The sequence below is a fragment of the Nonomuraea sp. NPDC050404 genome (assembly GCF_040655495.1).
Taxonomy (GTDB): Bacteria; Actinomycetota; Actinomycetes; order Streptosporangiales; family Streptosporangiaceae; genus Nonomuraea.
Map to the genome: position 1 here is coordinate 59,685 of NZ_JBFAKB010000006.1, position 13,645 is coordinate 73,329.

Annotated in this window: 11 protein-coding genes and 1 pseudogene; 1 reads left to right on the forward strand and 11 read right to left on the reverse strand. The window is 70.2% G+C overall.

Annotated features, from left to right (window positions below; all coding sequences use genetic code 11):
• Positions 1–379: 379 nt before the first annotated feature.
• The 10 genes from AB0I81_RS17440 to AB0I81_RS17485 form a co-directional block, all read right to left on the reverse strand.
• Positions 380–658, reverse strand: coding sequence for a hypothetical protein (locus AB0I81_RS17440; RefSeq protein WP_360657356.1), 279 nt, complete (start codon positions 656–658; stop codon positions 380–382).
• Entirely contained in the window at positions 639–992 is a 354-nt protein-coding gene (locus AB0I81_RS17445; RefSeq protein ID WP_360657359.1) for a hypothetical protein, read from the reverse strand. The genes AB0I81_RS17440 and AB0I81_RS17445 overlap by 20 nt, the downstream gene beginning before the upstream one ends.
• Positions 993–1,902: 910 nt before the next feature.
• On the reverse strand, positions 1,903–2,721 hold the full coding sequence (locus tag AB0I81_RS17450; protein WP_360658597.1) for an ABC transporter permease: 819 nt from the start codon (positions 2,719–2,721) through the stop codon (positions 1,903–1,905).
• Positions 2,722–2,729: 8 nt separating this feature from the next.
• Entirely contained in the window at positions 2,730–3,692 is a 963-nt protein-coding gene (locus tag AB0I81_RS17455; protein ID WP_360657362.1) for an ATP-binding cassette domain-containing protein, read from the reverse strand.
• Positions 3,689–4,462, reverse strand: a complete 774-nt coding sequence (locus AB0I81_RS17460) for a hypothetical protein (RefSeq protein ID WP_360657365.1) — start codon at positions 4,460–4,462, stop codon at positions 3,689–3,691. The genes AB0I81_RS17455 and AB0I81_RS17460 overlap by 4 nt, the downstream gene beginning before the upstream one ends.
• The gene (locus AB0I81_RS17465; RefSeq protein ID WP_360657368.1) at positions 4,459–5,805 is read right to left on the reverse strand and encodes a VWA-like domain-containing protein; all 1,347 of its coding nucleotides are present in this window, start codon (positions 5,803–5,805) and stop codon (positions 4,459–4,461) included. The genes AB0I81_RS17460 and AB0I81_RS17465 overlap by 4 nt, the downstream gene beginning before the upstream one ends.
• Entirely contained in the window at positions 5,802–6,875 is a 1,074-nt protein-coding gene (locus AB0I81_RS17470) for an AAA family ATPase (protein WP_360657370.1), read from the reverse strand. Before AB0I81_RS17470 ends, AB0I81_RS17465 begins: the two co-directional genes overlap by 4 nt.
• A gap of 109 nt (positions 6,876–6,984) precedes the next feature.
• Positions 6,985–7,221 (reverse strand): hypothetical protein, encoded by a 237-nt coding sequence (locus tag AB0I81_RS17475; RefSeq protein ID WP_360657373.1) that lies wholly within the window; start codon positions 7,219–7,221, stop codon positions 6,985–6,987.
• Positions 7,222–7,318: 97 nt separating this feature from the next.
• Positions 7,319–7,537 (reverse strand): MbtH family protein, encoded by a 219-nt coding sequence (locus tag AB0I81_RS17480; RefSeq protein WP_360657376.1) that lies wholly within the window; start codon positions 7,535–7,537, stop codon positions 7,319–7,321.
• Positions 7,534–9,975, reverse strand: a complete 2,442-nt coding sequence (locus AB0I81_RS17485) for an amino acid adenylation domain-containing protein (RefSeq protein ID WP_360657379.1) — start codon at positions 9,973–9,975, stop codon at positions 7,534–7,536. Before AB0I81_RS17485 ends, AB0I81_RS17480 begins: the two co-directional genes overlap by 4 nt.
• A gap of 241 nt (positions 9,976–10,216) precedes the next feature.
• Between AB0I81_RS17485 and AB0I81_RS17490 the strand changes: the two genes are divergently transcribed.
• Positions 10,217–11,602 (forward strand): hypothetical protein, encoded by a 1,386-nt coding sequence (locus AB0I81_RS17490; RefSeq protein ID WP_360658626.1) that lies wholly within the window; start codon positions 10,217–10,219, stop codon positions 11,600–11,602.
• A gap of 118 nt (positions 11,603–11,720) precedes the next feature.
• On the opposite strand, the pseudogene ltrA reads toward AB0I81_RS17490, so the two are convergent.
• A pseudogene (gene ltrA, locus AB0I81_RS17495) lies at positions 11,721–13,046 on the reverse strand (group II intron reverse transcriptase/maturase); the annotation flags it as partial.
• Between the last annotated feature and the right edge of the window lie 599 nt (positions 13,047–13,645).

Here is a 13,645-nt window from a genome sequence, read left to right on the forward strand (position 1 = left end):
AGGGAAACGCCGCCGACCCCTATTCGTGGTCGTTCTCGACCGGGTAAGGGCACCTACGGCCTGTACGCCTCCTCTGAGGTCAACGCCCCTGCAGGCGCTGGCCTGCTGCAAGGCCCGGTGCGGACGATGTCCATTGAAGCCCGCTGCGCACCGTCCCCGATCCGATCATGGATCCAGAACGAATCATCGACCTGAATGTACGCCGAAGCGACCGGCTCGGCGGCGTCCTCCACGAATACTCACAAGCGGCTTGACCTGCATGGATGGAATTTTCGGCAGGCGCACAGCCGGCCACGACCATGCTTATCGCTTATCGCTGTTCGGCTGTACCGAGGCTGAGGTTCTGCTGTCCTGACGTTGTCAGGCGTCGGAACTGCCTTCATTCATCCAGCCAGGTGATGCGCACGATGAGCACAAGGCGTAGGTGATCGGCGACGATGAAGTGGAGGAAACCCCGCCCACCAAACAGATCGAGCGTTCGTAGCCCTCCCCCGTACAGGGGGCCTCGGCCTGCGCCGGCCGCGTCCCGTCCAAGGATCGCGAGTTGTCCAGCGAGCCGCTCCACCTCCGCGATGACCATAATGGGCAGCCCTGCAGCAACGTGCTCGTCGTCCGGGTCGTACTCCCAAGTCCAGGCGTCACTCACCGGCGGCGTCACGGCGCGCTGCGTCGGTCAGTTCTCTGATGTCCGCCATGACCGCTTTCAACGTCTCCCGATCCGTGGCCTCCGCCACCTGCCGCTCTAGCTCTTGCATGCGCGCGGCTCTGGCGGGATGGCGGTGGATCGCGACGAACTCGCCCCATTGAGCCAGGAACCCTTGCAACGGCGCCACGGTGCTTTGCCGCGCGGCCTGCTCGGTTGCCTGGTCGAGATGGTCGACGAACTGGCCAAGGTAGGCGGGCGCTATCTGAGCCACCGCAGCCCGCAGAGCAGCCGTTGTCAGCGGTGGACGAGGAATCAGCGCCTCGCCATCGTAGTGCGGTGTGGACACCGGCGACCTCCAACCTGTTAAGCACCCACGGTATCGCCAGCCGCCCACGCCTTCCACACGACCGACCGAGGAACGCCGTACCACCCTCAACCCAGACTTCAGGGACACCGGCCCGGAACTTGGCCACCACCCGCTTCCTCGCCGAGGCCAGCCACCCGCAAGTGCAGGTCGTCCTCGCGGGATGGCGAGCCGAGTCTCATCGGTCCCTGACCCACGTCGCCCCCACGCGCCCCCACATGCAACTGGCGCTGACGGCGGCGTCCTCCACGAATACTCACATGCCGCTTGACCTGCACGGATGGAATTATCGGCAGGCGCAGACTCGTCGGCGTAGATGCGGGCGAACGGGTCGGCATCCGCGGGATCGGCCGCCGCCTTGCCGTGCCGGAGGTGGTCGCCCAGCACCGGCATGCGCCCGGCGGCGCCGGTGACCATGTGCGTCACGAAACCGCCGATATATTTACGGCTACGCCGGTCGACAAAGGGAACAATCTCGTGGGGAACGGCGTACGCGCCATTCTGGCGCCTTTCCACGAGCCCTGCGGCACATAACAGGATCAGCAGGCGCCGGAGCGTTTCCGCGTCCAGCCCGAGAGATTTCGCGATCTCTTCTGTGGTCGCCGCGCCATCAATCAGCGCGGTGAATATCTCATGCTTGTCCGCCATATGCAGGGCATATGTGGTATGAATTCCGTATACGGCTTGTTCCAGGGCAGACGGAAGCATTCCCACTATCCCTCGGCCGGTAAGAACCGCAGCTGAGCCGGTTCGCCACCGCCCTGTCAGGCGATTATCCCGGCCTCTCTCATATGCAGTTCCAGCCTAACCGAGGACAACCCTTTCGATCAACATGAATGTCAGCTTTTTCACCCCCTAATCTACTATGGACCCCCCTTTTTCGGACATTTGGTCAATCGCTGAGCCCGCGGTACCGCCGAATCGCGAGCGGAACAAAGATCACGACCAGCACGAGCGGCCATACCACGGCCATCAGCGTGGCGTGCTCGGCGATCCAGGAAGTGTCGCCCGCCGCCCCCGGATTGCCGAACAGCTGGCGGGTCGCGCTCACCGTGGACGACAACGGGTTCCACGCGGCGATCGCGCCCAGCCAGTCCGGCAGTTGCTGCGGCGACACGAAGGTGTTGGAGATCATGGTCAGCGGGTAGACCGGCGCCAGGACGACCGCGACCGACTCGGGGCTCGGCAGGATCAGCCCGAGATAGATGCCGACCCAGACCAGCGCGAACCGCAGCAGCAGCAACAGGCCCACCGCCGCGGCCGCGTCGATGAGGCTGCCGTGCCACCGCCAGCCGACCAGCAGCCCGCAAGCGATCAGCACGACCAGGTCGACCACCGAGTTGACCATGTCGGCCAGGCACCGGCCGGTGACCACCGCCGAGCGGGCCATCGGCAGGGAGCGGAACCGGTCGGTGATGCCGCGCGCCGCGTCGGCCGTCACCGCGGTCACGGTCGTCGCGATGCCCATCGCCATGGTCATCACGAACAGGCCGGGCATCAGGAACTCGCGGTAGTCGCCACCGCCCGGCACCACCATCGCGCTGCCGAAGACGTATCCGAACAGCAGCACCATCATCCCGGGGAAGACCAGGCTGGCGACGATCCGCCCTGGCTCGGCGACCCAGTGCGTCAGATAGCGGCGGCCGATGGTGAGGCCGTCGGACAGTTCCCAGCGCAGTCGCTCGGCGGCGTTGCGCGGCCGTGACGGCATGGAGAGGGTCACTCGCTCACCTCGTCGTGTCGGCGGCTGGTCAGCCGCAGGAAGACCTCGTCCAGAGTGGGCCGGCGCAGCGCGATGTCCTCGACCTCGAGGTCGGCGTCGGACAGCGCGCGTACCAGGTCGGTCAGGGCGGCCATCCGCCGCTGCACGGGCGCGCTCACCCGCAGCACCGTCGCGTCGATGTCCGGCTCCGTCCCGGTCACCCGGGCGACCAGCGCGGCCGCCTCGGCCAGCCGTTCCGGGCCCGGCAGCACCACGTCGATCCTGTCGCCGCCGAGCCGGCCCTTCAGCTCGGCGGGTGTGCCCTCGGCGACGACCCGGCCGGAGTCGATCACCGCGATCCGGCCGGCCAGCCGGTCGGCCTCCTCCAGGTACTGGGTGGTCAGCAGCACGGTGGAGCCGCCGTCGGCGAGCTGCCTGATCGCCGCCCACACCTCGTTGCGGTTGCGCGGGTCGAGCCCGGTGGTCGGCTCGTCCAGGAACAGCACCTGCGGCGCGAGGATCAGGCCGGCCGCCAGGTCGAGCCGGCGCTTCATCCCGCCGGAGTACGTCCTGGCCGGTTTGCCCGCCGCCTCGGTGAGGGCGAACTGCTCGAGCAGCTCCCCCGCGCGGCGGCGGGCCGAGGCCGCGTCCAGGTGGAACAGCCGGCCGAACATCTCGAGGTTCTGCCGGCCGGTGAGCGCGTCGTCGATCGCGGCGAACTGGCCGCTCAGGCCGATCCGGTAGCGGACCTCGTCGGAGTGGCGGGTCACGTCGAAGCCGGCCACCTCGGCGTGGCCGCCGTCGGGCCGGGTCAGGGTCGCGAAGATGCGGACCGCGGTGGTCTTGCCGGCGCCGTTCGGGCCGAGCAGGCCGTACACCATGCCGGCCGGCACCTCGAGGTCGAGCCCGTCCAGGGCGGTGGTCTCGCCGAAGGTCTTGCGGAGTTGCTCGGCGCGGATCGCGAGTTCTGCCGGGCTCATGCGCCCCCTCCTGTCGATCGGGGCTCGTCGCCCTCTGTCAGTGCGCGCAGCACCTGGGCCTGCTCGACGTCGGTGCCCTCGGCCCGCATCCGGGCCGCCTCGGCGGCCGTGAAGCCGGCGCCGCTCCACGCCGCGACCTCGTCGATCGGCACCCCGGCGCGCCAGAAGTCCGTCATCAGCGCGATCGCGTCGCCGCCTCCGGCGAGGATCCGGCCGGCCTCCCTGGCGGACAGGCCCAGCGCCTGGAAGACGCGGGCCTGGCCGGGCTCGACGGACCGCTTGGCCCACTCCAGCGCGTCGGCGCCGGCCCAGCCGGCCTCGACGTACCCGCGGGCCCGGTCTGCCGGGATGCCGGCCCGGAGCAGTTCCCGCATGCTGCTGGACCGCTTCTCGTCGGCGAACGCCGCGCCCGGCTGCTCGCCGCGGTGCAGCAGCCGCCACAGCCAGCCGCGCGGGTGCGGGCGCTCGCCGGCGAGATGCCTGTCGGCGGCCTCCCCGGGCGAGTAGCCGAGCTCGCGCCAGCGCACCGCGTCGCGCGGGGTCATGCCGGCCCGCAGCCACAGGTCCACCGTGTACGGGGTGGCGCCCGCGGTGCGCCACGGCCGGGCGTCCGCCGCCGTGTAGACACCTGATTTGCGCCACCGCTTCGCGTCGGCGACGGTGAACCCGTCGTCGATCCACTGCCGCGCCTCTGCCACGGAGAACCCGTGCTGCTGCCACTCGTGCAGCGGCTCGGGGCGCGGCTCGTCGGCGAAGTCAGCCGTCGTCATGACTCTCCTCTCCCCCTCGCCCCCGACAGCGCATCGGCCGGGATGCGCGCCACGGAGGCCCAGTCGGGTGCGTGCCCGCCGTCGCCGATGAGGCAGACCACCACGTGCGCGGGGGGCCGCTGCTCGGGCCACGGGGTCTCGCCGTCGGTCAGCACGATCACCAGGTCGGGCCGGGGCCGCAGCGCCAGCGCGGCGTCCACGCCGGCCCGCATGTCGGTGCCGCCGCCGCCGACCAGTTCGATGTCACTCGCCCGGCGCACCACCTGTACGGGGTGCGGGGCGACGTCGCAGCAGAAGGCCCGCAGCCGGCGGGCGGGCCCGGCGACCCCGTCGATGATGCCGGTCACCTCGGCCAGCAGCCGCCGCAGCAGCTCGTTGGTGACGCTGCCGGAGGTGTCGATGACCAGCACCGTGTCGGGCACCGGCCGCACCATCGACGGAGGGATGATGCCGTCGTAAGCCCCTGCCCGCCGCGACGGCTTGTGGTAGCTGAAGTCGACCTGCCCGGCCACGGTGCTCATGCCGCGCCGGATCAGCGCGCCGAGGCGGGCCCGCCAGTTGACCGAGGGGCGCAGGCGTTCCTCGGCCCAGCGCCGCCACCCGGACGGGACCTCACTGCGGGCGCTGATCCGGTCCTGGATGCCGGCCGCGATGCTGCGTTCGAGGAGTTCCCGGTCGAGCGTGGTGAGGCCGTCGCCGGAGCCGCTGTCCTCGTACGTGCGGTCCACGCCGTCCACCGCGCTGCCGCAGTCGATCGACTCGGCGAGAGCCTTGCCGCCGCGGCCGAGGGCGTCGGCCAGCACGTCCAGCATCGGCAGGTACTCCTCGGCGGTGCGGTTGACCGGCAGGCCCAGCTCGGCCGGTGACACCACCCCGGCGGGTCCGTGCAGTTCCTCGGCCTCCAGGTCGTCGTTGATCTCGGCGTCGGCGGCCTGGTTCCAGCGGTGGGCCGCCTCGTCGCGGATCGTGCCGGCGGCGTGGCTCACCTGCTCGCCGGGTCCTGGCCGTACCGGTGAGCGGCCCGCGTGGCCGCGCACCAGATGGCCGACCTGGTGCAGCATCCACCAGCCGATCTCCTCGATCGGGGTGGCCAGCGCGGTGCCCGGCTCGACGTGCAGGTTCCAGCGGGTGTCCGCCGGGAACGCCCGGAAGTCGGGGTCGGCGACCGGCTCGCCGGCGTCGTCGTCGTCGCCGATCGCCGCCTCGAGGATCACCGGACGCAGCGCGAACACCGCCGAGGCCAGGTACGGCGCCTGGTGCGCCGCCCACAGCCGGGCGGCGGCAACGCGCCGGAGCACCGCCTCGTCGGCAGGCGTCGTGCCGCCCGGCCCGGTGGTGGTCATCGCAGCAGCCCTGCCGCCCGCAGCACCGGGGCGAGTTCCAGCATCGTCTTGGGCAGGGTCGCCCCTTCGGGCCGGGACTTGGCGAGCGAGCGGGCCGCGGTGGCGGCGACGTCGGGTGCGGTCTTCGCGACGCGGGCGACGACCGTCCAGGCCTGTTCCCAGGTGGCTGTGGTGCCGTCCGCCCGTACGTGCGACACCACCGCGCCGAGCAGTGCGTGGAGCCGGTCGAGCCGCTCCGGCAGGCGGGCGTTGGGGTCGGCGAGCAGGGTGGCCGGGTCGGGCAGGTCCAGGTTGCGGCGCCAGGACAGCAGCTCGAACCCGGCGGCCTCGCCGACCGCGCCGAGCACCAGCTCGGCGAGTACCGCTTCCTCGGCGTGTACGTGGTCGCACGCCGCGAGCGCGCGGGCCGCCATCTCCCAGCTGCGCGGGCTGGGCCAGCCGCGACCGGCCCGGTCGGTGCTGTCGGGGACCGCGAGCACGAGCTCGGGCCGTACCCGCAGGAACGCGCCGACCAGCGCGCGGGCTCCGGCGACCGCGGCCGGGCCGGCGGTGTCCTTCAGGTCGAACTCCGGGGTCTCGAAGCCGCTGGCGAAGCCCTCGGCGACGTCCTCGGCGCTGATCTGCCAGTTCAGGTGGATCAGCCGGTTGGCCAGCGGCGCGGACAGGTCCCAGCCGTCGGCGGCCTGGTCGGGCGGGTTGGCGGCGGCGACGATGCGTACCGCCTCCGGCAGCACCAGGTCGCCCACCGCGCGCTCCAGCACCACGCGCAGCATGGCGGCCTGCACGGCCGGCGGGGCGGTGGTCAGCTCGTCGAGGAAGAGCAGGCCGTTGCCCTCGGCGGCGAGCCGTTCCGCCCATCGCGGCGGGGCGAACCAGGTGCCGTTGTCGCGCAGCACCGGCAGCCCGGAGAAGTCGCTGGGTTCCCTGATCGAGCCGACCACCACTTCGACCGGCAGGCCGGCCGCGGCGCCGAGCGCCGCGACCGCGGACGTCTTGCCGGTGCCCGGCGCGCCCCACAATATGACCGGCAGGTTGGCCGTCACCGCGACCGCGAGAGCCTCTCGCGTCACCGATGGCACCGCCATCATCGCCCCCTTCGTCCTGCCGCCCGGGCGTTTCCGGGCGGCAGGCATCGGACGCCGGGCCTGTACGGCCGGCGCCTGGTGTGCACTGAGCTGTCTACTTCTGATTGCGGAACAGGCCGCTGCCGCCGTGTTTCTTGTGCACCGCCTGCTTGGAGATGCCCAGCACCGCGGCGATCTCGGTCCACGTGCGGCCCTGGGTGCGGGCGCGACGCACCAGCACCGCCTCCCGCCGCTCCATCTCGCGGCGCAACTCGGCCAGGGCGGCGAGCGAGGCGACGGGGTCGTCGCCGCTCACGGCCTGTGCCAGTACGGCAATGCGGTCGGCCTCCATATCGTCATCCTATGTTGACGACGCACCGGGCGTCAACCTCAATTGACTTCGGCTGCGCGGCGCGGGGCCAGGGGGAAGCCCGCGCGCCGCGGCCTGCTCAGGATCCGTCGCCCTCCATCGCCTTGATCAGGCTCAGCGGGCGCATGTCGGTCCAGTTCTTCTCGATGTACTCCAGGCACGCCTCCCGGGAGTCCTCCTCGTGCGCCACGGTCCAGCCGTCGGGCACGTCGGCGAAGACGGGCCACAGTGAGTGCTGGTTCTCGTCGTTGACCAGCACGAGGTAGCGGCCGTCGGGGTCCTCGAACGGGTTCGTCATCGCAGGTCGTCCTTTCCAATGAGGGGTTCGCCCCCGGATCGCCGGATCCGTTCCGCGAGGATCGGGCCCAGCTCCCGCAGCGGGCCGGGTTGCATCATCTGGTGATGCATGGCGTCGATCTGATGGGTCTCGATGTGGCCGTCGACGTGGCCGGCCCACATGTCCGGTGAGATCACGTATTCGCCGTTGCCGGTCGCGGTGAACAGCAGCAGGTCGGCGCCGACCCGGCGGTGGGTGTACCGGCCGGCGATCGCCACGTTGTTGCGCAGCAGTTCCATGGTGCGCATCGCCCGGGCCTCGTCCACCCCGGCCAGGGCGGTGTTGCCGGCCTGGCGCAGCAGCCGCATCACCTCGTCGTAGGTGAGCGCCTCGTCGCTCTCCGGGGCGGCCACGTCGAACGCCTCGAGCATGCCCCGGTAGATGTTGTCCAGTTCCAGCGCGGCGAACTGTTCCTCGGCCTCGGCCGGCAGCGGGCGGGCCGGGGCGGAGTCCACGATGACCAGCGTCGCCACCCGTTCGCCCAGCTCCTCCAGCCGGGCCGCGAGGGCGTGCACCGCGATGCCGCCGAACGACCAGCCGAGCAGGTGATAGGGCCCGTCCGGCTGCACGCCGCGGATCTGGGCCAGGTAGTCCTCCACCATCTCCTCGAGCGAGCCGGCCGGCCGCTCACCGCCGGACAGGCCGCGCGCCTGCAGGCCGTAGACCGGGACGTCGGCGTCGAGGTGCCGCAGCAGACCGGCGTACGGCCAGCTGAGCCCGCCCGCCGGGTGGACGCAGAACAGCGGGGCCCTGCTGCCGTGCGGGCGCAGCGGCAGCAGCACCCCGAACGGGTCCTCCCGTACGTCGGTGTCGAGCTGCCGGGCCAGCCCGGCCACGGTCGGTTCCTCGAACAGGGCGCGGATCGGCACCTCCGCGCCGAGCACCGTGCGGATCCGGTCGATCATCCGCGTGGCCAGCAGCGAGTGGCCGCCGAGGTCGAAGAAGTTGTCGTCGACACCGACCCTGGGCACCCGCAGCACCTCGGCGAACAGCTCGCACAGCATCTCCTCGCGGGGGGTGCTGGGACCGCAGCCAGAGCCGGTCAGCTCCGGGTCGGGCAGAGCGCGCCGGTCGACCTTGCCGTGCGCGGTGAGCGGCAGCTCGGGCAGGGTCACCACGGCGGCGGGCACCATGTACTCGGGCAGCCGTCGCGCGGCAAATTCGCGGGCGCCGCCGGCGTCGCCGGTCACGTACGCCACCACCCGGCCGCCGCGGGAGGTCACCACGGCATCGGTGACGCCGGGCAGCTCCCGCAGCGTGGCCTCGATCTCGGCCGGTTCGATGCGGAAGCCGCGCACCTTGATCTGGTCGTCGGCCCTGCCGTGGAACTCCAGCTCGCCGCGGGCGGTCCACCGGGCCAGGTCGCCGGTGCGGTACATCCGGCCGCCGCGGCCGTCAGGGTCGGCCACGAACCGTTCCGCGGTCAGCACCGGGCGGCCGAGGTAACCGCGCGCCACGCCCGCGCCCGCCACGTACAGCTCGCCGATGACGCCGGGCGGCACCTCGCGCAGCCGCTCGTCGCGCACCGACAGGCGCATGTTGTCCATCGGCCGCCCGATCGGCACCACCGCGCCGACCGGCCCCGTCACCGGGTGCCGGGCGGCGAACGTGGTGGTCTCCGTCGGCCCGTAGCCGTTGACGACGCTGATGCCGGGGACGGCGGCGCGCACCCGTTCCACCGCGGCGGGTGAGACCACGTCGCCGCCTGTCCACACGTGCCGCACGCCGGCGAGCGCCGCCGCGTGGTGCTCGGCGACCACGGCGAACAGGCCGGCGGTCAGCCACAGCGCCGTCACCTCCTGCTCCCCGACGGTGCGCAGCAGCGCCTCGACGTCGCGGGAGTCGTCGGGGGCGACCACCACGGCGCCGCCGTGCAGCAGCGGCGCCCACAGCTCGTACGTGGACGCGTCGAACACCTGCGGCGAGTGCAGCAGCACCCGTTCGTGGCCCTGCTTCCAGCACCGGTCGAGGGCGAGCGCCACGACGTCCGCGTGGGTGACCTGCACGCCCTTGGGGACGCCGGTCGAGCCCGAGGTGTACATGACGTACGCGCAGCCGCCGGCGTGGCCGGCCGGCGGGTCGGTGTCCGGCAGCCCGCCGGTGTCCACCACCGCGTCCAGGACCAGCACAGGGGCGGCGTCGGCGAGCATGAACTCGCGGCGCGCGGCCGGGTAGCCGGGATCCACCGGCACGTACGCGGCGCCGGTCTTGAGCACCGCGAGGATCGCCACGACCAGCTCGGCCGAGCGCGGCAGGACCAGCGCCACCCGCTCTTCCGGCCCCGCGCTGCGGGCGATGAGCCAGTGCGCCAGCCGGTTGGCGCGCCGGTTCAGCTCACCGTAGGAGATCCTCTCGCCGCCGGCGATGACCGCGATCGCCTCCGGGTCCTGCCGCCGCACCAGCTCGGGGAGGGTGGCGGCGGGCAGCGGGTGCGCCGTGTCGTTCCACTCCCGCAGCTGCTCGCGCTCGGCCGCGGTCAGCAGGCCGGCGGCACCGATCGGCCGGCGCGGGTGGGTGACCAGCTCTGTGCCTGCCGATAATTACATCCGCCCAGGTCGTGGTCCTGCGAGGGCCTTGTGTGGAGTACGCGAGCTCCGGGTCCCTCGGGAGACGGGAGCGCGTACGGCAGGATGATCGGCTGTGCTCCTTCGCCTGGCCTACCTGACCGTCACGAACACTTTCGCCGCGCTGCGGTTGCTGCCCATGGGCGATCGAGACAAGGACATGGAGATCCTCGCCCTGCGTCACCAGATCACCGTCCTTGAACGCCAACTCAGCGCCGACGCCCAAGTGCGATTCGCACCCGAAGACCGAGCCTTCCTGTCCGCGCTCCTGACCCCGCTGCCCCGCAAGGTCCTGCGCCGGCTGCGGCTGCTCATCCAACCGGATACCGTGCTGCGCTGGCACCGCGATCTGATGAGACGGCGTCATGCCCGTACCTGCCGACCGAAGCGACGGGGGCGCCCGCCCACGGTCCACTCCATCCGCGCTCTTATCCTGCGCCTGGTTCGGGAGAACCCGAGCTGGGGCTATCGGCGGGTGCATGGTGAACTCACCACGCTCGGCATCAAGGTCGCTCCGTCCACAGTGTGGGAGATCCTCAAACAGGAAGGTCTCGATCCGGCGCCCGAACGGGCTTCCACCACCTGGGCCGACTTCCTGCGCTCCCAAGCCGACGCCCTGCTGGCCGCCGATTTCATCGAGACCATCACCCTGAACGGGCAGCGCCAGTACATCCTGACCGTCATCGAGCACGCCACCAGGCGCGTCCGTGTGCTCGGCACCACCGCGCACCCGAGCGCGAGCTGGGTCATCCAAGCGATCAGGAATCTCGTGATGGATCTAAACGATGCGGACTGCCGGGCGCGCTTTCTGATCCGAGATCGGGACGGGAAGTTCCCAGCCCTCATGGACGAGATCCTCGCCGAGGCCGGCATCAAGACCGTGCTCACCGGCACCCGGATGCCGCGAATGAACTCGATCATGGAGCGATGGGTGCAGTCCTGCCGACACGAGCTTCTCGACCGCTGCCTGCTCTGGAACGAACACCACCTGCGGCACGCCCTCCGCGAATACGAAGGCTTGTCGGGTAGCGGGAGAGCATTGCTGCGCTCCCGCCCCCTAAGAACCGTGCTTGCCCGTCGTCCGAGCACACGGCTCAAGCAGCCCGCATGGGCGGTGCTGGCGCCTTCACATGCTGGTCCGGGTCGTGCGCACGTCGTCGTGGTCGCGGCGGGCGCAGTGGGCGTGTACGAGGCGGGTGGTCGTCCGGGTGCTGTCGTGCGGGGTGATGGCCTGGTGGGTCATCGCCTTGCGGAGACCGGCGTACCAGGTTTCCCACTGGCGGGGGGAATCCGGCGGTCGGTCGGTGTGCAACAGCAGTTCCCCGCACAGCGGGCATTGCCCGTTCTGGTAACGCAAAAGGCGTTCCACGGACGGCGCCAACTGCGGGGGGCGGTGTCGACGTCGCCGCCCTGGCCCAGTACTGGGCCAGGGCGGGGTCATCGGGTGAGTTCCTGCCGGTGACCGGGACGTGCCGGACGATTGTTGTCCAGGCGTAGCGGTGGAGCCAGGCGCCGCTGTCGTGGTCGCCGAAGACCCACCGGTCACTCCTGGTGGGGCAGAACGCTCCGAAGTATCGGGCGCTCACCCAGGTTCGACTCTTGCGGGAGTGCCTGCGGCGTGCCCACATGTACAGGCGCCTCCACAGGTGGTGGTCCAAGGCTTTGTAGGCCTTCTTGGACGCACCGGTTCGGTAGTAGTTCGCCTGTCCCTTGATGATCGGATTCATGATCCGGATCACTTCGGCCGGGCTGGCGCCGCGTAAGGTGCGTAACTCTTCGGCGTTTCTCCGCCGTATCCTTTTCATCGCGTCGCGGCTGGGTTTGGTCAGTGTCTTTGTTCCACCATGGACCTGGAACCGGCGGATCGTGAAGGCCAGAAAGTCGAACCCGTCCGCCACACGAGAAATTCGCGTCTTGGCCGGGTTCAGCGACAGCCCTCTGGTCTTCAGCCACGCACCGAGCCGTTGCGCCACGTCCTGCGCCTGTTCGCGGCTGTGACACAGGGCCACGAAATCGTCGGCGTAGGTGATGACGGTCGGGCATCCGGGTTTCACATGGCCGCGGGAATCGTATCTGACCCCGGCGGCTTCTTCCATTCCCTGCAATGCGATATTCAAAAGCAGCGGCGAGAGGACTCCACCTTGCGGGGTTCCCTCATCGGTGGGAGAATACCGGCCCCGATCGACCACTCCTGCTTTCAGCCAGGCCCGGATCTGTTCCCTGGCGGGGAACCCTTCGAGCTGCTTGAGAAGGAAGTTATGGTCGATTCTGTCGAACGCGGATTTCAGGTCGGCGTCGAGAACCCAGTCGCGTTTCGCGTTTGGCGCCGCGATAGCTTTATGGATCATTTCGATCGCATCGTGGCATCCGCGGCCCGGCCGGAACCCATACTGCTTCGGGTCCAGCCGCGCCTCCCATTCGGGTTCCAACGCGTTACGCACCCTGTTCTGCTGGGCGCGATCGGCGATGCACGGGATCCCGAGCGGGCGTTTCCCGTCCTTCTTGGGGATGTACACCCGTCTCACCGGCAGCACCTGATGGGCCTTGGCCCGGTGATGCAGGTGCATCGCCAGGCCGGCCCGGCCGGGGGACGTCAACGCCACCCGCCCGTCGATGCCGGCGGTATGACGTCCGGTGTTGCGCTCGGTCACCTGACGCACGCTGACCAGCGTGTTCGCCCGACTACGCAACATCAGTTTCTGAAGGTTGCGGACCTGTTTGAAGTCCGCTGCCTGCGCCGCCTTGAAGATCCGTTGCCGTAGACGCTGTACCTGCCTCTCCTGATGACGCCAATCTATGGCGTCCCAGTCGAGCAGTTCCTGTGGTCCGTTCACCACGACGGGCCCAGTGAGATCGGCCACCGTAGTGGTCCTCACCTCCCCTGTCGTGGCGCCTAACTTGCCCATACGGTTCCAGCGTTTCCTTGGCTCAGACTCTGCAAAGGGCCACCCGGCTCACGTCAGCTCCCTTTCGGGCCCAGACACTCCTGATCTGGTATGCGGCCAGTTATAGCGGACCTCCGTGTCTGGAGGGCACGGTCATACTCGTCCACGTTTCCTGTCACCTTTCGGCGTACCGCCATTCGCTTCTTGGCCGTCCTGTTCCCGCCACGGATCTCCGCGTCCCTCACGGTTGGCCTACCGGTGGCTGGTCATCTCCACCGGACCTGACGGGGTTCCCATGTTCCGCATTGGTGAGATACGACCGGGCTCGGGCGCCCTCTTATACCCCGGGACCGTGGTGCTCCCATGACCGACTTGTAGACTTCGGCCATCACTGCCGCCATCCCAGACGGCCGGTCCTGTCCTCCGGCGAAACATCCCATCCTCCGAAGTTGTGCCTGACGAGGCTTACGAGAGTTCACTTCATTCGCCCCTCCGGTCTTCCCCTGGCCTGTAACCCGTGGATGGAACACCGGCCCTTGGGCTTTCTCCCGGGCTTCACACCCCACCGTCACCAGTGACGCATGCCAGGAGCGGGGACGGGCGTTGAGCACTCACCCGGA